At 69.0% G+C, this 18,765-nt stretch carries 18 protein-coding genes; 11 read left to right on the forward strand and 7 right to left on the reverse strand.

All coding sequences use genetic code 11. The annotated features are described in order from the left end of the window. Positions 1–125: 125 nt before the first annotated feature. Both M5C98_RS07675 and M5C98_RS07680 read right to left on the reverse strand, forming a co-directional pair. Positions 126–551 carry a CopD family protein gene (locus tag M5C98_RS07675; RefSeq protein ID WP_272551982.1) on the reverse strand — a complete coding sequence of 142 codons (426 nt, stop codon included), beginning with the start codon at positions 549–551 and terminating at the stop codon, positions 126–128. Next, positions 548–874, reverse strand: coding sequence for a DUF3817 domain-containing protein (locus M5C98_RS07680; protein WP_336298493.1), 327 nt, complete (start codon positions 872–874; stop codon positions 548–550). The genes M5C98_RS07675 and M5C98_RS07680 overlap by 4 nt, the downstream gene beginning before the upstream one ends. Before the next feature lie 113 nt (positions 875–987). Between M5C98_RS07680 and M5C98_RS07685 the strand changes: the two genes are divergently transcribed. Beyond that, on the forward strand, positions 988–1,971 hold the full coding sequence (locus M5C98_RS07685; RefSeq protein WP_272551984.1) for a GlxA family transcriptional regulator: 984 nt from the start codon (positions 988–990) through the stop codon (positions 1,969–1,971). A 122-nt stretch (positions 1,972–2,093) separates the two neighbouring features. Here the strand turns inward: M5C98_RS07685 and M5C98_RS07690 are convergent, their stop codons facing one another. Then, a complete protein-coding gene (locus M5C98_RS07690; RefSeq protein WP_272551986.1) occupies positions 2,094–2,471 on the reverse strand; it encodes an Hsp20/alpha crystallin family protein in 378 nt (125 codons plus the stop codon). A gap of 313 nt (positions 2,472–2,784) precedes the next feature. Between M5C98_RS07690 and M5C98_RS07695 the strand changes: the two genes are divergently transcribed. From M5C98_RS07695 to M5C98_RS07715, 5 genes are all read left to right on the forward strand, one after another. Next, positions 2,785–3,666, forward strand: a complete 882-nt coding sequence (locus M5C98_RS07695) for a DUF2242 domain-containing protein (RefSeq protein WP_272551988.1) — start codon at positions 2,785–2,787, stop codon at positions 3,664–3,666. A gap of 402 nt (positions 3,667–4,068) precedes the next feature. Continuing rightward, complete coding sequence (locus M5C98_RS07700) at positions 4,069–5,319, forward strand: branched-chain amino acid ABC transporter substrate-binding protein (protein ID WP_272553200.1); 1,251 nt, start codon at positions 4,069–4,071, stop codon at positions 5,317–5,319. A gap of 832 nt (positions 5,320–6,151) precedes the next feature. After that, the gene (locus tag M5C98_RS07705) at positions 6,152–6,628 is read left to right on the forward strand and encodes a hypothetical protein (protein WP_272551989.1); all 477 of its coding nucleotides are present in this window, start codon (positions 6,152–6,154) and stop codon (positions 6,626–6,628) included. 87 nt (positions 6,629–6,715) lie between these two features. After that, entirely contained in the window at positions 6,716–6,958 is a 243-nt protein-coding gene (locus tag M5C98_RS07710) for a hypothetical protein (protein ID WP_272551992.1), read from the forward strand. Between the two features lie 94 nt (positions 6,959–7,052). Further along, positions 7,053–8,282 (forward strand): hypothetical protein, encoded by a 1,230-nt coding sequence (locus M5C98_RS07715; protein ID WP_272551993.1) that lies wholly within the window; start codon positions 7,053–7,055, stop codon positions 8,280–8,282. A gap of 29 nt (positions 8,283–8,311) precedes the next feature. Here the strand turns inward: M5C98_RS07715 and mltB are convergent, their stop codons facing one another. The 4 genes from mltB to M5C98_RS07735 form a co-directional block, all read right to left on the reverse strand. Next, positions 8,312–9,394, reverse strand: coding sequence for a lytic murein transglycosylase B (mltB, locus tag M5C98_RS07720; RefSeq protein WP_272551995.1), 1,083 nt, complete (start codon positions 9,392–9,394; stop codon positions 8,312–8,314). A gap of 8 nt (positions 9,395–9,402) precedes the next feature. Continuing rightward, positions 9,403–11,451, reverse strand: a complete 2,049-nt coding sequence (locus M5C98_RS07725; protein ID WP_272551997.1) for a transglutaminase TgpA family protein — start codon at positions 11,449–11,451, stop codon at positions 9,403–9,405. 129 nt (positions 11,452–11,580) lie between these two features. Next, entirely contained in the window at positions 11,581–12,621 is a 1,041-nt protein-coding gene (locus M5C98_RS07730; RefSeq protein WP_272551999.1) for a DUF58 domain-containing protein, read from the reverse strand. An 80-nt stretch (positions 12,622–12,701) separates the two neighbouring features. Next, positions 12,702–13,622: an AAA family ATPase gene (locus M5C98_RS07735; RefSeq protein WP_272552000.1), complete on the reverse strand. Its 921-nt coding sequence runs from the start codon at positions 13,620–13,622 to the stop codon at positions 12,702–12,704. A gap of 37 nt (positions 13,623–13,659) precedes the next feature. On the opposite strand from M5C98_RS07735, the gene M5C98_RS07740 reads away from it, so the two are divergent. From M5C98_RS07740 to M5C98_RS07760, 5 genes are all read left to right on the forward strand, one after another. Next, entirely contained in the window at positions 13,660–14,619 is a 960-nt protein-coding gene (locus M5C98_RS07740) for a histone deacetylase family protein (RefSeq protein WP_272552001.1), read from the forward strand. A 25-nt stretch (positions 14,620–14,644) separates the two neighbouring features. After that, complete coding sequence (locus tag M5C98_RS07745) at positions 14,645–15,445, forward strand: enoyl-CoA hydratase (protein ID WP_272552002.1); 801 nt, start codon at positions 14,645–14,647, stop codon at positions 15,443–15,445. 113 nt (positions 15,446–15,558) lie between these two features. After that, positions 15,559–16,881, forward strand: coding sequence for a mechanosensitive ion channel family protein (locus tag M5C98_RS07750; protein ID WP_272552003.1), 1,323 nt, complete (start codon positions 15,559–15,561; stop codon positions 16,879–16,881). 139 nt (positions 16,882–17,020) lie between these two features. Continuing rightward, positions 17,021–17,770 carry an electron transfer flavoprotein subunit beta/FixA family protein gene (locus M5C98_RS07755; RefSeq protein WP_272552004.1) on the forward strand — a complete coding sequence of 250 codons (750 nt, stop codon included), beginning with the start codon at positions 17,021–17,023 and terminating at the stop codon, positions 17,768–17,770. Positions 17,771–17,772: 2 nt separating this feature from the next. Then, positions 17,773–18,705 (forward strand): electron transfer flavoprotein subunit alpha/FixB family protein, encoded by a 933-nt coding sequence (locus M5C98_RS07760; protein WP_272552006.1) that lies wholly within the window; start codon positions 17,773–17,775, stop codon positions 18,703–18,705. Positions 18,706–18,765 lie beyond the last annotated feature (60 nt).

Consider the following 18,765-nt stretch of genomic DNA (forward strand, 5'->3'; position numbering starts at 1 on the left):
CCGGCGAGCTGACGCATTGCCAGCCGGGTGCACCGTTGCCGCTCTAAGCGGATGCACCGCTGGCCGCAGCCCGCGAACCAGGCATGGGGACCCTCGGCCACCGGACGAGCGAACTCCGGCTACGGCTACGGCTTTACCGTCACCAACACGGCGATGGCCGCCGAAAGCGCGGCGACTGCCGTGGGGCCGTGTCGAAGCAGCGACGGCGGGGGCGCGGTCCCGCTTTGCAGGCGCCGGCGAAGCGTTGCCGACAGCACCCCGTGAATCGCTGAAAGGGCAATGACCAGCGCCATCTTGCCGAAGAGCCAGGCTTGTCCGATCCAGCCACCCCCTACCGCGAGGCCAAGGCCAAGCACCCACACCAGCGCCATGGACGGCGTGGTGACGCGCCGGTCCCACTGAAGCACCGCCGTACCCAAGCGCTTTTCATGCGGCAGGAGCACGCCGCCGGCCGGCGGCCATCGCGATGCCACCACAGAAAGCAGCAGCAGGCCTCCCACGAAGATGAGGGCCGCGCCGACGTGCAGGCCCTTGATCCACAGGTACATCATCGAAGAACCCACCTGCTGTACAGCCCTCCAAAGGGCAGGCAGGCCGCGAGCATCAGCTTCCCCGCTGCTTGCTTTGAAATGCCTCCGCTTGCCGCTGTTCGCACCACGGTCCATCCCAACGCGAGGAACGCAAACCCGTGTATCGGCCCCATCACGGACACGGCCATTGGAAAGCCTCCCAGATGCTTCATCGGCACCGCGACAAAAAGCAGCGCCAACAGCGTTGTCGCTTCCAGGACGCACCAGGTGCGAAGGGCTGCGAAACCGTGAACGGGCCCATCCGGGCGGGAGGAAGAGCCAGGGGCTGGATCGTGATGAGTCATTCCCCATTCTTGCGGGAACCCCTACACTGGGACAGTGGCAAGAATGCCAGTATTCGATGGTTTTGAGACAGGGCCTCCGGATTGCGCCGCGCGGCCCTTGTGCCCCCTCCCGTATGACCTCAACGAGACCTCCGCCCCAAAGACCCCATCGCATTGCATGTCTCGCGCTCCCGGGCGTCTTGTCGTTCGATCTGGCGACCGCCTGCGAATCCTTTCGATTTGCGACGAATGCTTCTGGCATGCCCTGCTACCAGATCGCGGTATGCGCGGAGCAGCAGGAACTCGATGCAGGCCCCTTCGCCATACGCATCAGGCACGGCCTGGAACCGCTCGAGACGGCTGACACGATCGTCGTGCCGGGCGTCCTGCTGCCTTCGCCGCCCCTGTCTCTGGCCGCCTCGCAGGCTCTGCGCCGGGCGGCCGAGAGAGGCGCGCGCATCGCTTCCATCTGCTCCGGTGCCTTCGTTCTCGCCGAAGCGGGTTTGCTGGATGGGCTGCGGGCGACCACCCATTGGTTGGCCGCGCCGGCATTGGCCCACCGGTATCCCGCCATCGATGTCGATCCGTCGGTGCTGTTCGTCGACAACGGGCAGATACTGACCTCTGCAGGGGCCGCTGCGGGCCTGGACCTCTGTCTGCACATGATCCGTGCAGACTTCGGCGCAGCCGTCGCTGCGCACGTGGCTCGGTTGTCCGTGGTGCCGTTGCAGCGCGAAGGGGGGCAAGCGCAGTTCATTCCAGCCCCGGCGCAGGCCACCGACAAAAGCCTGCAGCCCCTGGTCAGCTGGGCCCTGGCAAACCTTCATCGGCCAATGACCCTCACGTCCCTGGCCCAGCAGGCGTGCAGCAGCACCCGGACGCTGCACAGGCGGTTCAGGGAGCAGTTCGGAGAGTCGCCCGCGCAGTGGCTGTCCCGGATGCGCGTGCAGAGGGCGCAAGAACTGCTGGAACGCAGCAGTCTCTCGGTGGAGCAAATTGTCAGCCAGGTGGGCCTGGGTTCTGCCGCGAACTTCAGGCTGCAGTTCCAGCGGATCGTCGGCGTGAGTCCAAGCCACTACCGCAAGAGTTTCGGCCGGCGCATCGATACGGGCGATTAGCCCATTCGCAGCCCGTTCAGCCGTCAAGCAGCGGTCTTTCCGTGGAGACGCCGGGGCACAGAAAAGCGCCCTGGCGTTTCGGCCAGGGCGCTTTGCGTTCTGCTTGCCTCGGCGGGACGGCCTCAGGCGATGGTCAATTGCGTGGAGCGGCTCACCGGCACCACCTTGCCCAGCACCAGCGTCAGCACGCCGTTCTCCAGCTTGGCGGAGCTGGTGGACACGTCGATGTCCGCCGGCAGTTCCCAGGCGCGCTGCACCTGGCGCGGCGCACCCTCCACGCTGGCCAGGCGCACCTGGTTGCCTTCGATGGTCAGCTGCAATTGGTCGCGCGACAGGCCGGGCAAATCCATCTGCAGGGTGACGGTCTTTTCGTCCTGCTGCACGGTGTAGCCGGCAGCGGCCGGGGTGGCCAACGTGTGGTTCAGAAAGCGCTGCAGTGCCACGTCCGCGGAGCGGGGAGCGTTGAAAGCGGCGCGGCGGATCACAGGGGCGAAAATCATGGAAAAAACTCCTGAAACACAGTGTTTTCGCGGCTCCCGGGTTGTTCGCCGCATGGTCCACAAATGTGTGTGGCGCGCTGCATTTCAAGGGCTTTTGATCACGCGAATCGGCGCTGGACACGCATTGGATCGGCCTGGGGATGCATGCCGTTTTTACAAGGTGCCGCCGCGCACGGTGTCGCGCTGCCGGAACCCGCGCGGCGCTGCCGCATCCCATGCGCAACCTCTGCCGCGCCGGTTGCGCGGGGTTACACCCCTTTGTCCGGAGGCGTCTTTCGCAGCCTTCACAATGTACGCTGATCAGGGAACCGCCATGCCAACTTTTCGTCCTCCATCACCCCCCAGCCTTCAGTCCCCGCGCCGTCCCCGCCATCTCGCCGTGCTCGCGCTGTCCGCCGCGCTCGTCGCCATCCTGGCCGGCTGCGCCAACAGCTCGGTCCCCGGCCTGGACCGCGCCCCGCGCTTCGATCCGGACGACTTCGACAGCGCCAGCATGCACACCCGCCACATCAATGCGCCCCAGGCCCGCGTGTGCGAAGGCGCCCGCCGCGCGCTGCTGAGCCAGGGCTACCTCGTGAGCACCGCCAGCGCCGAAGTGGTGGCCGGCCGCAAATACTTCCAGCCCTCCAGCGACATCCACTACGAAGTCGAAATGCGCGTCGTCTGCGCCACCGAGGGGGGCGACAAGACGCGCACCGCCGCCTTCGCCAGCGCCCTGCAGGACCGCTACGTCATCAAGAAGATCAACAACTCCGCCTCGCTCGGCGTGGGCGCGCTGGGCTCGGTCTCGCTGCCGTTTTCCGCCAGCGACGACACGCTCGTCAAGGTGGGCAGCGAAACGGTGACCGACCCGCGCTTTTACGACCGCTTCTTCCAGCTGTTCGACCGCTTCGTGCCCGCCGCGCGCGAGCAGGTGGGGCAGGCATCGCCCTCCGTGCCGCCCACGCCCGCGAACGAAGCCGCGAAGAAAGAAGCGCGCGAATCCGGCGAGGTGCACGAGATCCTGCCCATGCCCGTCACCATTCCGGCCCCGCGCCCGCCGGCCGTCACCGGCTTTCCGCTGCCACCGGCCGCGGCGGCTGGCGTGGAAGCGCCAGCGGCCGAACCCGCTGCGGCGCCGGCGGCTGCCCCCGCACCCGCACCCATATCCGCACCGGCTTCGCCGGCCGCACCCGCCTCCACGCCCTCGAACTGAACCCGGCGGTGTGAGGCCGTGGCCCGGCGCCGCGGGGCCGGCTGCACAGGGAGCGCTGCGATGAATGGTTCGGCGGCCTGAACCCGCGCACAGGGCGCCGCGTGGCCCCAGGGGTGGCTGCCGCGATGGCGGAGCGCGCCGGCCCCGTCCGGACCGGGCCGCTCCGATACACTGCGCGCCTTTCCCATCCCGGGCGGCTGCCCTGCCGGCAGCGCGGCCCACAGGACCGCTCGCATGACCCAATCTCCGTTCCGCGCTGCCCACCGGGCACGCGCTTTGGCCGTGGCCGCTGCCACGCTCGTTCTCCCCTTGGCTCTGGCTGCGGCCAGCGCTGTGCACGCCGCCCCGGCCGCCGCCACCCCACCGTTACCCAGCCCGGCGGCTGCGCCATCGGCCACGCTCATGGCCCAGGCCGCGCCCGCCAGCGCATCGCGCAGGGCGGCCACCGCGCCCACCGGCGCCCCCATCAAGATCGCGCTCATCGAAAGCATGTCCGGCCCGTTCGCCAACACCGGCGAGGCCGTGTTCCGCAACGTGCTGTGGGCCACCGAGCGGGTGAACGCGCGCGGTGGCGTGCTCTTGCCCGCCACCGCTGGCGGTGCCCGGCCGCTGGCCATCGAGCGCTACGACAGCAAGGGCCAGAACGAAGAGGCCCTGTCCGCCCTGCGCGCCGCCATCGACGACGGCGCGCGCGTCATCCTGCAGGGCAACTCGTCGGCCACCGCCGCCGTGCTGATCGAGGCCATCAACAAGCACAACGAGCGCGAGCCAGGCAAGCGCGTGCTGTTCCTCAACTACTCGGCCGTCGATCCCATCCTCACCAACGAAAAGTGCAGCTTCTGGCACTTTCGCTTCGACGCCCATGCCGACATGCGCATGGCCGCGCTCATGGACGTGATCCGCGAAGACAAGGCCCTGAAAAGCGTGTACCTCATCGGGCAGGACTACAGCTTCGGCCAGGCCGTGCTGCGCGAGGCCAAAAAGCAGCTGGCTGCCCAGCGCCCCGACGTCGCCGTGGTGGGCGACGAGCTGCACCCCGTCGGCCGCGTGAAGGACTTCGCCCCCTACGCCGTCAAGATCAAGGCCAGCGGCGCCCAGGCCGTCGTCACCGGCAACTGGGGCAACGACCTCACCCTGCTCGTCAAGGCCGCGCGCGAGGTCGGCTACGACGGCATGTTCTACACCTTCTACGGCAACGCCCTGGGTGCCCCCGCCGCGCTCGGCGATGCCGGCGTGGGCAAGGTCGTGGCCGTGGCCGACTGGCTGCCCAACGTGCCGGGAGCGCAGAGCGAAGCCTTCTACCGGTCCTTTCGCCAGCGCTTTCCGCAGCCTGCGGACGACTACGTGCACATGCGCATGCAGCTCATGGTGGAGACGCTGGCCCAATCCATCGAACGCGCCGGCAGCACCGACACCACCGCCATCGCCCGCGCCATGGAAACCGCAAAGGTGCAGTTGAACGGCCAGGCCGGCACCATGCGCGCGGCCGACCACCAGTTCCAGCAGCCCCTGGCCGTGGGCGTGATGGACCGGCAGGGCGCGCCCGGCGTGCCGTTCGACGTGGAGGGTTCGGGCTATGGGTTTCGCGTGGTGCGCCGGATCGCGGCGGACCAGGCGGAGATGCCGCAGCGCTGCGAGATGCGCCGGCCTTGAGCGGCGTCGCCCGTTCCCCTCGTTTTTTCCAACGCAGGCCCGGCCTGCCGCCGTGCAAGGCATTTTCCTGTCGGAGATCCGGATGCAAAGAGTGATGACCCTTCTGGCCGTAGTCGGCGTGCTCGCGGCGCTGTTTGTCGCCTACCGGTACGGCGTGTTCTGAGGCCCGTGCGCGGTTGCGGCGCGCAGGGCCGTACGGTGACCGGGACACCGACGGTTACATCCGCCCTGCCCGAGAGGGGGTGACGCCGCCCGCCACATGGATAAGATCCGGGGCGCGCAAGAGCGGCAGCGTCTTTGTTGCCGCGACGACCCGGAACCCGGACACACCGGTCCATCCCCCGCCCCAGCCTCTCCGGCCCCGCTGCGGGGATCCGCGGCCGTTCTGCTGCCCTCCAGCCGCGCGCGCCATCCAGCCGCCTCCCGCAGTGCCCACGCCCTTTCGGCCCCGGCGCATGGGCGGCCTGGAACTTCTTTTTCCCGCCATCCCGAACAGGAGAAACCGTGAAACTCAAGACCATTTCCAGGGCAGCCGCCGCGCTGCTCGGCACGCTGGCCGTTGCCGGCACCGCGCATGCGGGCGTGATCGCCGGCACCGGCGCCACGCCCACCGGTGTGCAACTGGGTGCTGCCGATGCCGTCAACGTCCGGGTGGTCGAAGGGCAGACGGGCCATGCGCTGATGGTTCCCTACTTCATGGCGCAGAACGGCCAGATGTCCGTGCTGCACCTGGTGAACACCGACTTCGAGAACGGCAAGGCCGTGAAGGTGCGCTTTCGCGGCGCCAACAACGGCGACAAACAGCGCGGGCCTGCCGGCGCGCGGCAACTTCATGGTGTTCCCGCCTACGGACGCGGACGTGCCGCAGCCCGAGCGCTTCACCTCCGATCCGCTGCTGGTGTCCGGCGGCCTCGCGGCCCGCAACAAGGACATCCTGGGCAATACCTCCATGCCCACGACGGCCGCCGTGATCAAGGCCCGTTTCAACGACCTGCCCGACCTCTCCACCCCCATCTACCTGCCGGGCACCGCCGCCAGCGCGCGGGTGGCGGCCGGCGATCTGTCGCGGCTGCTGTCGGTGCGGGAATTCAAGAACCAGTACGTGCTGGACAGTTCCATCTCGGCCCGCACCGACTGGGTGGTGGCCACCCCCACCAAGCGGTACAGCGTGGCGCGCGACTACCGCCAGACCGACCGCTCCAACCAGGGGGTCTACTCCGTCGTGCCGCCGGTGGGCGGCGGCGAGCAGTATTTCCACTCGGGCAACACCGAAACCGGCCAGAGCGTGTGCAGCACCTCCGGCACCTAGACGCTGCGCATCGCCGACCGCGACGCCGCCGTCGTCAGCAGCCAGACTCCGCTCGACCCCTCCGCCAAGCATGAAAGCTGCGGCGCCGTGTCCGTGCTGTCCTTCGGCGGCGCGGGCGCCGACGTGCCCTCGGCGCTGTCGTCGTCCGTGAACCGGCGGGCGCTGTACCTGGGCTCGTTCCCGAACGGCTGGGCCAACCTGCCGGTGCCGGACGGCCGGGGCGTGCCGCTCATCGGTGCCGCGTTCGTGAAGCTGAGCAATCCCGGCGCGACGCCCGGCGTGGCCGCCAACTACGGGCTGACCTTCCCGCACATCGTCCGCGTGCCTTGAGATTTCTGTGGAAGACGCGCATGGGTCTTCCCAGCGCTTCTTTCTACGGCCGATTGCGGACCTCTTTACCGTTGCCCCGTTGACAGTCCACCGAATGCTTTTGGAAAAGCAATCCCGTGTCGTGGCGGAGCAGGTGACGCTGCCGCAGCGCCGCGAGAGCAGCGGGAGGTTCTTTGAGGATGGCGGGCAAATCGTTTTTGGAAGGGCTCTTCGCGCACTGCCCGGTTGTTTCGCTCACGCCGATCCAAGCCGGTCGGTCGGGCAAGAAGATGCGAGGCCGATTGTTTTCACTTATTGCATCATGGATTTCTTCCACGACCTCGCTGCTTACACTGCGCTGCGACGGCAGACTGTCGATCGCGACAATGCCCATTCCCCTGAATCGCCACCGGCGTCGCCCAGGGGGTCTTCTTCCTTTTCGACCCATTCACTGCGCGAAGCTTTGCCCTCTCTTCCGCGCCGCGCAGCTTCTCCCGAACCGGACGGATCATCCAGTTGGCAAAGGGAAGCATTTTCCGGCTACGAGAGTCATGGCGGCTGGCAAGAGCACCACGGCGGCTGGCATGGTTCGTCCGCTGACTGGCACGGCGCGCCGGGCGGTGAATATCCGGCTGCCCCTGTCGATGCGTGGTCGTCTCCCGCCTGGGGCGCTCATGCCGGTTCCGACGTGGGCAGGGCCTCTGGGCACTTCCCAACCCCTTCCGCCGCTCCAGCGCTCGAGGCGCGGGCCCGAGAGTGGGTGGAGCTTTGCTCCACCACCTTGAGACACGACGGGGCGGACGAGCGGCTCGCGCAGGCGGTCCAGAATCTTTTCATGGTATTCGTCGATTCCCCAACGTTCCGGCAGACCATGGCGACGATCGAGGCGGAGGGCCCGGTAGGGATGCGCGTCGATCCCGAAGTGGCCACTGCGTATTTCGACGGGCAGCGAAGGCAAGTGGTACTGGGGGAGATGATGGCGCGCGACCCCTCCGTGGCAATGGGCGTTCTTGCCTTCGAATTGAGCAATGCTTCGTTGAGCAGTGCATTTCTGCAATGCGAGCGCAAGGCGGCCGAAACCCGGATGTCCCCCCGCGAATATGCCGAGGCCATAGAAGGGGTCGAATACAACTCGAGCCGCAACGTTCAGGCTTACTTCATGGAGGCGCTGCAGACAATGCGCCGGGCGGGCCTCGCCAACCAACCCCACGTATGGCATTGCAGGGTGACGGACCAGGGGCACATCGAGCCTAGTAACCAGTCGGAACAAGAGAATTTGGCCCAAACGCAGGTTTCTGGTCACTTCGGCCGCTACGAGCAGTCATACGCACAACGAAATAGCTGATCTCAGGCGCGGGCGCATAGCCCGTCGCCCTACCGCGCCGCCGCCACTTCGCGCCCCAGTTCGATCACCGCCATGGCGTAGTAGCTCGACCAGTTGTAGCGGGTGACGGCGTAGAAATTTTCGGTGCCGGCGAAGAAGGCCGGCGAGCCCACGCCGTTCTGCAGCTCCACCAGCGCCAGCGGGCCCCGGTGGGTGGCGCCGTCGCCTTGCACCATCGCGCCCAGTTCGGCCATGCGGGCCACGGTGAAGGTGGGCAGGATGTCGGGGGCGAGCAGGTCTTCGAGGCGCAGCCTTGCGGGGTCGAACTCGACGGCGTAGTGCGTGGGCATTCCGGTGGTCCAGCCGTGGCCCTTGAAGTAGTTGGCGACCGAGCCGATGGCGTCGGCAGGGCTGTGGAAGAGGTCGATGCGGCCGTCGCCGTCAAAGTCCACCGCATAGCGCGCCCAGCTGGAGGGCATGAACTGGCCCAGGCCCATGGCGCCGGCGTAGCTGCCGCGCGGCTCCAGCGGGTCGGCGTTGGTGCGCTGCATGAGGCTCAGGAACTGCTCCAGCTCGCCCCGGAAGAACGCCACGCGTTCGGCCGCGCGCGGGTGGGCGGCGGGAAAGTCGAACGACAGCGTGGCCAGTGCGTCGATGACGCGGAAGTTGCCCATCTGCTGGCCGTAGATGGTTTCCACGCCGATGATGCCGACGATCATTTCCGCGGGCACGCCGTATTCGCGCTCGGCGCGGGCCAGGGTGTCGGCGTTGTCGCGCCAGAACCGCACGCCGGCGCGGATGCGCACGGGCTCGACGAAGCGGCTGCGGTACACGCGCCAGTTCTTGGGCGTGCCGGGCGGCGGCGGCAGCATGAGGCGCGGCACCTGGCTCAGAAAGCGCGCCTGGCCGATGGCTTGGCGCACCCATTCGCGGTCCAGGTCGCGGCGCGTGGCGATGTCGTCGGCGAACTGCATGGCATCGGCGCGCTGGTCGTAGAAGATCGCCGGCTGCGGGGCCGCGGCCGGGGCCCGGGGCGGGTTTTTCTTGGCAGATTTCTGGGCGATGGCGCCCGGGGACAGGAGGGCGGCGGCGATCAGCAGCAGGGCGTGGCGAAGGAAGGCGAAAGAGGGCATGGAGGCGGTCAAGGGGTCGGCGTCTGGCGGGCGGGCCAGGGCAGGCGGCGCAGGTCGCGCCGCAGGTCGGCCAGGGCAGTGGCCGGTTCGGGGGCGTAGCGGGTGTGTTCCAGGCGCAGCAGCCAGTCGGCGATGGGGGCGCTGGCGGCGTCGCCGAACTGCGCCCGGGCCCGCTCGGCCATGGCGCGCGGCGGCAGGGTGGCGGGCAGGGGCAGGCCGGCGCGGGCGAGCCGGTCGCGGGCGTGGGCCAGCAGGCGCAGCCAGGGATCGTGCTGGCTGCGCTCCCACAGCGTCCAGCCGGCGCCGATGAGGGCGGCCAGCGCGGCCAGCCCGCCCAGTGCGCGCGCCAGGTCTTCCCAACTGGGCGATTCGATGCCCAGGGCCTTCAGCATGTCCAGCTGGCGGCTTTGCGTGTAGTTGAGCACCCACTGGTTCCAGCCGTTGTTGACGGCTTCCCACACGGCGCGCATCTGCTGCACCATCCCGGGGCTGATCATGGTGTCCATGGCGTTGCCGAACACGCCGCGCGGGGCCTGCAGGCGCTGGAAAGCACCGATGCGGCCGGGTGAGACGGCGCCGGTGGGGTCCACGCGCACCCAGCCGCGGCCTTCGAGCCAGACTTCGGCCCAGGCGTGCGCATCGCTCTGGCGCACGGTCCAGTAGCCATCGACCCCGTTGCGCTCGCCGCCCTGGTAGCCGGTGACGATGCGCGCGGGAATGTCCATCGCCCGCATCAGCACGACGAAGGCCGAGGCGATGTGTTCGCAAAAGCCTTCCTTGATGTCGAACCAGAACGCGTCGGCCGTGTGCTGGCCGTACACGCCGGGCTCCAGCGTGTAGTTGTAGCCGCCGGTGCGCAGCCGGGCGAGGGCGGCGTCGATCAGGGCGGGCGGGCCGCCGGCGGCCAGGCGCGGGTCGGCGAGCATCTCCTGCGCCAGGGCGCGGGTGCGCGGGTCGAATCCGTCGGGCAGCTCCACGTAGGAGCGCATCTGCCCGGTGCGCTGCGCCGGGCCGTGGGTGAAGCGGGGGTAGCTTTCGGCGCGGTAGCGCATGACCTCGTTGACTGGCCGGTTGACCACCCACTGCAGCTCCTGCGTCATGAAGGCCGACAGGCCCTCGGGCAGCTCGGGCCGGTCCCGGGCCGTGTCCAGGGTGAGCAGCCAGGGGCGCCGCAGGGGCTCCAGCGTGACGGCGTAGCGGATGGGCTCGCCCTCGGTCCGCAGCCGCGCGGGCGCGGGCGGGCGAAAGGCCGAGGCCGGTGCGCCCGACTGCCCGAGGGCAAACCACTGGCGGCCGTTGAAGGCGGTGAGCACCGGGCCGCGAAAGTACAGGTCGCTCTGCGGCGGCGCCGCGCCGCCCGGCGTGTCGAACTGCACGCGCATCGCCACGCTGTCGTCCAGCGCCAGCGAGGCGACGTTGCCGATCTCCATCTCGCCCGACAGCCCGCTGCGCCCCGAGGGGTTGTCGTTGGGCATGCCCCACAGGGGCGCCATGCGCGGAAACAGCAGGAACAGCGCCAGCATGATGGGCGCGCCCAGCAGCGCCATCTTGCCGGCCGTGCGCATGGATTGCGCCAGCGGTGGGCGGCCCACGGGCATGTGCGCGTTGACCAGGGCGGTGAGCAGCCCCAGCAGCGCGACCAGCATGGCGGTGGCCGTGAGCAGCGACTGCGAGAAGAAGAAGTTGCTGAGCATCGTGAAGAAGCCCAGGAAGAAGATGACCATGGCGTCGCGCCGCGCGCGCAGCTCCAGCGTCTTGAGCGCCAGCAGCATCACGATGAGCGTGACGCCCGCATCGCGCCCCACGATCGTGCGGTGCGACGCCAGCGTGAGCGCCACCGACACCGCCAGCAGCCCGCCGGTGGCCCAGCGGCCCGGCAGCGGCCGGCCCTCCAGCGCCAGCCAGCCGCGCCACGCCAGCACCAGGGCGGCGAGCGCCGTGGTCCACACGGGCAGGTTGGCGGCCTGCGGCGCGATCACCCAGGCGATGACGACGATGAGGAACAGGGTGTCGCGGGTGTCGCGCGGCAGGGTGGCGAGCGTCTGGCGCAGGCTCATGGGCGGGCACTCCGCGCCACCGGCAGGCGTTCGGCCGGCACAGACAATGCATTGCTACTATTTTTGTAGCGGTATGCCCTAGTGTTGATTGCGCTGGATGGCATTTTGATCATGAAAGGTGGGCGCCGTTCAGCACAGGGCCAGCGCTTCCAGGCAGCGGCGCCGGTGGGCGGCGCCGCTGTCCTGGGCGATCTCGCCGCTGGGCAGGCGCAGGCCGTATTCCACGCCCAGCCGGTCGGCCTGCAGCACCCAGGCGGCCAGGCGCGACAGGCGGGCTTCGGGGTCGCTCAGGCCGGTGACGGCCGGGTCGAGCCACAGTTCCTGCCGCTGGGCCTGCTGGGCGTCGCGGCTCACCAGGTCGTCGGTGCCGGTGGCCAGCGACTTGGCCGCCTTCTTCCAGACCACCAGCTTGAGCGGGTCGCCCCGGCGGTAGGCGCGCACGCCGTCGAATTCGCCGATGCCCTGCGTGGGCGTGCTGCCCGCGCCGCCCGAGCGCGGCTCGCCCGCGGGCAGCGGCGGCGGCGGCACTTCGGGCTGGGGATACACCAGCACCTGCGCCGCGGGCCGCCAGAGGGTCCAGACGCGGAAGGTGCCCAGCGGAAAGCGCGTCTCGGCCGTGAGCGTGGGCGCGTCGTGCAGCCCGCGCCGCAGCGGCTGGTAGGCCACCTGCACGCTGGCCGAGCCTTCGGCGGGCACGTCGGTCCAGACCCATTTGGTGTCCGTGCCCGCCCCGTGCACCGCCACCGCGATGCCGTGGCGCGCGGTGCGCCGCGTGTGGCTCAGTTGCACCTCCAGCGCGGTGCTGGTGCCCAGGAACTGCGGCTCGGGCGCCACCAGGTGCAGGGTGAGCCCGCGCAGCGTGCCGTGGCAGATGTGGATGCCCACCACCGCGCTGCCGGCCAGCAGGAAGGTGAGCAGGTAGCCCAGGTTGAGCTGGAAGTTGATGGACGCCACCAGCAGCACCAGCAGCGTGAGCGCCAGCATCCAGCCCGCGCCCGTGGGCAGGATGTACACATTGCGCTGGGTGAGCGTGACGGTGTCGGTGCGCTTGATGCGCGACTGCCACCAGCGCTGCCAGCGCCGCTGCAGGGCGGACAGCGGCCAGGGAGCCGCGCGCGGGGCGTTCGGCGGCAGCGGCGGGGTGAGCGGGGGCGGAGCGGCGGCCGGCATGGCGGGGCTGGGCGATGTGGTGGGGGTCGGGGGAACAGGGAAAGGGGGATCGATGGGCGGGCTGGCGGCAGAGGGCGGATTCAGGGCAGCGGCACGGCGTCCACCATGGCCCGCACCTGCTCCACGGCGCCGCGCCCGGCATCGCCCACGGGCACCAGGCGGTGGGCGATGGTCTGGGGCAGCACGGCCTGCACGTCGTCCGGGGCCACGTAGTCGCGCCCCGAGATCAGCGCCTGCGCCTTGGCCGCGCGCACCAGCGCGATGCCGGCGCGGGGCGACAGCCCTTGCAGGAACCACCGGCCCGAGCGGGTGGCGGCCATCAGGTCCTGCACGTAGTTCAAGAGCGGGTCGGCCGTGTGCACGGCCAGCACCTGCTGCTGCAGCTGGGCCAGCTCGTCGCCCGAGAGCAGGGGCAGCATGCTGTCCACCATGTCGCGCCGGTCGGCCCCGGCCAACAGCAGCCGTTCGGCCGCGCGGTCGGGGTAGCCGATGGAGATGCGCATCAGGAAGCGGTCCAGCTGCGATTCGGGCAGCGCGAAGGTCCCCAGCTGGTCGTGCGGGTTCTGCGTGGCGATCACGAAGAACGGATGGGGCAGGGGGCGGGTTTCGCCCTCCACCGAGACCTGCTTTTCTTCCATGGCCTCGAGCAGGGCGCTCTGGGTCTTGGGGCTGGCGCGGTTGATCTCGTCGGCCAGCAGCACCTGCGCGAACACGGGGCCGGGGTGGAACACGAACGACTCCTTGCCGCGCTCGTACACCGAGACGCCGGTCAGGTCGCTCGGCATCAGGTCGGCGGTGAACTGCACGCGCGAGAACTGCAGCCCGAAGGTGCGTGCCAGCGCGTGGGCCAGCGTGGTCTTGCCGACGCCCGGAACGTCCTCGATCAGCAGGTGGCCGCCGGCCAGAAGGCAGGCCACGCAGTCCTGGACCTGGGCGCTTTTGCCCACGATCACCGTGTTAAGCTGGTCCAGAAGCGACTTGATTTTGTGCTGTGCGTGCATGGTGCGACGTTATCCGAAAAAGAACGAGGCTACGGGAATGACTGTGGGCATGACAGGCTATTTCACCCATCGCGAATGCTGGAAGCACGAGATGGGCCCGGGGCATCCCGAATGCCCGGCGCGGCTGGATGCCATCGAGGACCGACTGCTCGCCACCGGCGTGGCCGACGCGCTGGAACGCATCCAGGCCCCCGAGGCGTCGCTGGCCGACATCGAGCTGGCGCACGACCGCCGCCATGTGGACGCCCTGCGCGGCATGTCCGAGCGGCTGGCCGAAGAGCTGCTGGCCGGCGGCCCGGCGCATGCGCAGATCGACCCCGACACCTCCATCAACACCCACACCTGGAACGCCGCGCTGCGCGCCGCCGGCGCGGCCCTGGCCGCCACCGATGCGGTGATGGCGGGCGAACTGGAGAACGCCTTCTGCTGCGTGCGCCCGCCCGGCCACCACGCCACGCGCGACAAGGCCATGGGGTTTTGCTTCTTCAACAACGTGGCCATCGCCGCGCGGTATGCCTTGAAGCGCCACGGCCTGCGCCGCGTGGCGGTGGTGGATTTCGACGTGCACCACGGCAACGGCACCGAGGACATCCTGGCCGGCGACGACCGCGTGCTGATGGTGGGCATCTTCCAGCACCCGTTCTATCCCTACAGCGGCGACCGCGACCCGGCGCCCAACATGCTCAATGTGCCCGTGGCCGCCTACACGCGCGGCATGGACATCCGCGAGCTGATCGAGATGCTGTGGATTCCGCGGCTGGAGGCCTTCAAGCCCGAGATGATCTTCGTGAGCGCCGGCTTCGACGGCCACCGCGAGGACGACATGGGCCAGCTCGGCCTGACCGAGCAGGACTACACCTGGATCACCCAGCGCGTGAAGGACGTGGCCCGCCGCCATTCCAAGGGCCGCATCGTCTCGTGCCTGGAGGGCGGCTACATGATGGATGCCCTGGCGCGCAGCGTGGAAGCCCACGTGCGCGTGCTGGCCGACCTGTGACCTTCTGCCTTAGCCGCCCTATTGCATGACGACCCCTTCCGCTCCCCCGAACCCCCTGGCCGTTTCGCGCGATGCGCGGGGCGTCGTCACCTTCACGCTGGACGACCCCGCGCGCTTCAACGCGCTGGGCGACGGCATGCTCGCCGCGCTGCAGCAGGCGCTGGCCGACGTGGCCCGCGACGACACCGCGCGGGTGGTGGTGCTGGCCGCCAGCGGCAAGGCCTTTTGCGCCGGCCACAACCTGAAGGACATGGCCGCCCACCCCGACAAGGCCTGGTACCAGAAGCTCTTCGCCCAGTGCAGCCGCATGATGCTCGCCATCCAGCAGCTGCCCGTGCCGGTGATCGCCCGCGTGCAGGGCATGGCCACGGCGGCTGGCTGCCAGCTGGTGGCGCAGTGCGACCTGGCGGTGGCGGCGGACGACGCCACCTTTGCCACCAGCGGCATCCACTACGGCCTGTTCTGCGCCACGCCCAGCGTGCCGCTGGTGCGCAACGTGCCGTTCAAGCGCGCCATGGAAATGCTGCTGACGGGCGACTTCATCGATGCGAGCACTGCGCAGGCGCAAGGGCTGGTGAACCGCGTGGTGCCGCAGGCGCAACTCGATGCCGAGGTCGAACGGCTCGTGCAGTCCATCCTGGAAAAGCCCCGCGCCGCGGTCGCCATGGGCAAGGCCCTGGTCTACCAGCAGCGCGAGCTGGGCGTGGAGGCGGCCTACCAGCTCGCGGGCCAGGCCATGGCCACCAACATGATGGACGCGGCGGCGCAGGAGGGCGCGCGCGCCTTCGCCGAAAAACGCACGCCGGCCTGGAAGCCGGCGCGCTGAGCCCGCTGGCCATGCCGCCGTCCCCGGTTCCCGATCCCTGCACCCCTTCCGATCCTGGCGCCGCCGCGTGTGGCGCCTTCTTCTGCCTCTGCTGCTGCTTCTTCTGACTGCCGATGGAAATCTTCGACACCCTGTCGCGCGACTTCAATAATTCCAGCACCTGGCTGGAGATCGCCGTGCTCGCGGCCTGCATCGCCCTGGCCTACCTGGCCAGCCGCGCGGTGGGGCGCCAGCAGCCGGCCGATTCGGTGTGGTTCGGGCGGCGCACCGTCGATGGGCTGATGTTCCCGCTGCTTTCGCTGGCGCTGGTGTATGCGGCGCGCGTGGGCGTGGAGCATTACCAGCCCGTGTTCCTGCTGCGCGTGGCGGTGCCGGTGCTGACCTCGCTGGTGCTGATCCGCTTCTTCGCGCGGGTGCTGACCGCCGCGTTCCCGCGCTCGGCGGCCATGCGGCTGGTCGAGCGCATCGTCTCGTGGGTGGCCTGGGGCGTGGCCGTGCTGTGGATCGTGGGGCTGCTGCCGCTGGTGCGCCAGGAGCTGGCCGACATCACCATCAGCTTCGGCAAGTCGCAGGTCAGCCTGCTCATGCTGCTGCAGGGCGTGCTGTCGGCGGGGCTGGTGATGGTGCTGGCGCTGTGGGTGTCGTCCACGTTCGAGCGCCGCGTGCTGAGCAATGCCGTCAACGACCTGTCCATGCGCAAGGTGGCGGTGAACGCCACGCGCGCGGTGCTGCTGATGATCGGCATGCTGTTCGCCCTGTCGGCCGTGGGCGTGGACCTGACCGCGCTGTCGGTGCTGGGCGGCGCGGTGGGCGTGGGCCTGGGGTTCGGGCTGCAAAAGCTCGCCTCCAACTACGTGAGCGGCTTCGTCATCCTGCTGGAGCGCTCGCTGCGCATCGGCGACAACGTGCGCGTCGATGGCTTCGAGGGCCGCATCACCGACATCAAGACGCGCTACACCCTCATCCGCGCGGGCAACGGCCGCGAGTCCATCGTGCCGAACGAAACGCTCATCACCCAGCGGGTGGAAAACCTCTCCGACGCCGACCGCAAGTTCAACGTCACCACCAACATCGTGGTGGGCTACGACAGCGACGTGGCCCAGGTGCAGCAGATCCTGTGCGAGGCCGCTGCCGCCCAGGCGCGTGTGCTGAAAGAGCCGCAGCCCGTGGCCTATCTGGTGAACTTCGCGCCCGATGGGCTGGAGTTCAGCCTGAACTTCTGGATCAGCGACCCCTCCGCCGGCTCGGTCAACCTGCGCTCGGCCATCAACATCGCCATCCTGGAAGGCCTGCGCGGGGCGGGCATCGACATCCCCTACCCGCAGCGGGTGGTGCAGATCCGGGGCGACGCCGTGCCCCCGGCACCGGCCGGTGCTGTCGCCGATGTGCCAGTGCCTGCACCGCAGCGTCCGGAGGCCGGCGCCGCTGGCCTATAATTCGCAAAAAAGCACGATCGTTCTTTTTGTGGATGGGCGGCATCCCACGGCCCTGGCAGGGGTATGCGCCAGGGGCGCGGCATAGAATGTTTCGGTTTACGTTAACGTCAATTAATCAACAACTCTAGGAGCCGCAGCAATGAAGGTTTTGGTCCCTGTCAAGCGCGTGGTGGACTACAACGTGAAGGTCCGCGTGAAGTCGGACAACACGGGTGTGGACATCGCGAACGTGAAGATGAGCATGAACCCCTTCGACGAAATCGCCGTCGAAGAGGCCGTCCGCCTGAAGGAAAAGGGCGTGGTGACCGAAGTCATCGCCGTCTCCTGCGGCGTCGCCCAGTGCCAGGAAACGCTGCGCACGGCCATGGCCATCGGCGCCGACCGCGCCATCCTGGTGGAGACCACCGAAGAGCTGCAGCCCCTGGCCGTGGCCAAGATCTTGAAGGCGCTGGTGGACAAGGAGCAGCCCCAGCTCATCATCCTGGGCAAGCAGGCCATCGACGACGATGCCAACCAGACCGGCCAGATGCTCGCGGCCCTGGCCGACCTGCCGCAGGCCACCTTCGCCTCCAAGGTGGAAGTGAGCGGCGACAAGGTCAACGTGACCCGCGAAGTCGATGGCGGGCTGGAGACGATCTCCCTCACGCTGCCGGCCGTGATCACCACCGACCTGCGCCTGAACGAGCCGCGCTACGTCACCTTGCCCAACATCATGAAGGCCAAGAAAAAGCAGCTCGATATCGTCAAGCCCGAAGACCTGGGCGTCGATGTCAAGCCGCGCCTGAAGACCCTCAAGGTCTCCGAACCCCCGAAGCGCGGCGCCGGCATCAAGGTGCCCGACGTGGCCACCCTGGTGGACAAGCTCAAGAACGAAGCAAAGGTGATCTAAAAATGACAGCCCTCGTAATTGCCGAACACGACAACGCCAGCATCAAGCCCTCCACCCTGAACACCGTCACGGCCGCCGTGGCCTGCGGCGGTGACGTGCACGTGCTGGTCGCGGGCAACGGCGCCGACGCCGCCGCCCAGGCTGCCGCGCAGATCGCCGGCGTCGCTAAGGTCATCCTGGTCGACGGCGCCAGCCTCAAGGACGGCCTGGCCGAGAACGTCGCCGCCCAGGTGCTGGCGATTGCCAGCCAATACAGCCACATCCTGTTCCCCGCCACCGCGGGCGGCAAGAACGTGGCCCCCCGCGTGGCCGCCAAGCTCGACGTCGCTCAAATCTCGGACATCACCAAGGTGGACAGCCCCGACACCTTCGAGCGCCCCATCTACGCCGGCAACGCCATCGCCACCGTGCAGAGCAGCGATGCGACCAAGGTCATCACCGTGCGCACCACCGGCTTCGACGCCGCAGCCGCCACCGGGGGCTCCGCCGCTGTCGAGAAGCAGGATGCCGCCGCCGACTCCGGCAAGAGCAGCTTCGTGGGCCGCGAGGTCACCAAGAACGACCGCCCCGAACTCACCGCCGCCAAGATCATCGTCTCAGGTGGCCGGGCGCTGGGCAGCAGCGAGAAGTTCACCGAAGTGATGACGCCTCTGGCCGACAAGCTGGGTGCGGCCATCGGCGCCAGCCGCGCGGCGGTGGATGCGGGCTACGCGCCCAACGACCTGCAGGTGGGCCAGACGGGCAAGATCGTCGCGCCGCAGCTGTACATCGCGGCCGGCATCTCGGGCGCCATCCAGCATCTGGCCGGCATGAAGGACTCCAAGGTGATCGTCGCGATCAACAAGGACCCCGAAGCGCCGATCTTCAGCGTGGCCGACTACGGCCTGGAGGCCGACCTGTTCACGGCCGTGCCGGAACTGGTCAAGGCGCTCTGACCGCGCGGCCCCGTTCCCCGGAAGGCATCGCTTGCGATGCCTTTTTTTCCGACATTTTTC

The sequence above is a fragment of the Acidovorax sp. NCPPB 3576 genome (genome assembly GCF_028473605.1).
In the GTDB taxonomy this organism is placed as follows: domain Bacteria; phylum Pseudomonadota; class Gammaproteobacteria; order Burkholderiales; family Burkholderiaceae_C; genus Paracidovorax.

Excerpts from the sequence above, each read along its gene's own strand:
- M5C98_RS07685 (WP_272551984.1), top strand. The coding sequence starts at position 988 with ATGACCTCAACGAGACCTCCGCCCCAAAGACCCCATCGCATTGCATGT.
- M5C98_RS07760 (WP_272552006.1), top strand. The coding sequence starts at position 17,773 with ATGACAGCCCTCGTAATTGCCGAACACGACAACGCCAGCATCAAGCCC.
- M5C98_RS07735 (WP_272552000.1), bottom strand. The coding sequence starts at position 13,622 with ATGCACGCACAGCACAAAATCAAGTCGCTTCTGGACCAGCTTAACACG.
- mltB (WP_272551995.1), bottom strand. The coding sequence starts at position 9,394 with ATGCCCTCTTTCGCCTTCCTTCGCCACGCCCTGCTGCTGATCGCCGCC.
- M5C98_RS07700 (WP_272553200.1), top strand. The coding sequence starts at position 4,069 with ATGGCCCAGGCCGCGCCCGCCAGCGCATCGCGCAGGGCGGCCACCGCG.
- M5C98_RS07725 (WP_272551997.1), bottom strand. The coding sequence starts at position 11,451 with ATGAGCCTGCGCCAGACGCTCGCCACCCTGCCGCGCGACACCCGCGAC.
- M5C98_RS07730 (WP_272551999.1), bottom strand. The coding sequence starts at position 12,621 with ATGCCGGCCGCCGCTCCGCCCCCGCTCACCCCGCCGCTGCCGCCGAAC.
- M5C98_RS07715 (WP_272551993.1), top strand. The coding sequence starts at position 7,053 with ATGCTTTTGGAAAAGCAATCCCGTGTCGTGGCGGAGCAGGTGACGCTG.
- M5C98_RS07675 (WP_272551982.1), bottom strand. The coding sequence starts at position 551 with ATGATGTACCTGTGGATCAAGGGCCTGCACGTCGGCGCGGCCCTCATC.
- M5C98_RS07695 (WP_272551988.1), top strand. The coding sequence starts at position 2,785 with ATGCCAACTTTTCGTCCTCCATCACCCCCCAGCCTTCAGTCCCCGCGC.
- M5C98_RS07755 (WP_272552004.1), top strand. The coding sequence starts at position 17,021 with ATGAAGGTTTTGGTCCCTGTCAAGCGCGTGGTGGACTACAACGTGAAG.
- M5C98_RS07690 (WP_272551986.1), bottom strand. The coding sequence starts at position 2,471 with ATGATTTTCGCCCCTGTGATCCGCCGCGCCGCTTTCAACGCTCCCCGC.
- M5C98_RS07705 (WP_272551989.1), top strand. The coding sequence starts at position 6,152 with ATGGTGTTCCCGCCTACGGACGCGGACGTGCCGCAGCCCGAGCGCTTC.
- M5C98_RS07680 (WP_336298493.1), bottom strand. The coding sequence starts at position 874 with ATGACTCATCACGATCCAGCCCCTGGCTCTTCCTCCCGCCCGGATGGG.
- M5C98_RS07740 (WP_272552001.1), top strand. The coding sequence starts at position 13,660 with ATGACTGTGGGCATGACAGGCTATTTCACCCATCGCGAATGCTGGAAG.
- M5C98_RS07750 (WP_272552003.1), top strand. The coding sequence starts at position 15,559 with ATGGAAATCTTCGACACCCTGTCGCGCGACTTCAATAATTCCAGCACC.
- M5C98_RS07745 (WP_272552002.1), top strand. The coding sequence starts at position 14,645 with ATGACGACCCCTTCCGCTCCCCCGAACCCCCTGGCCGTTTCGCGCGAT.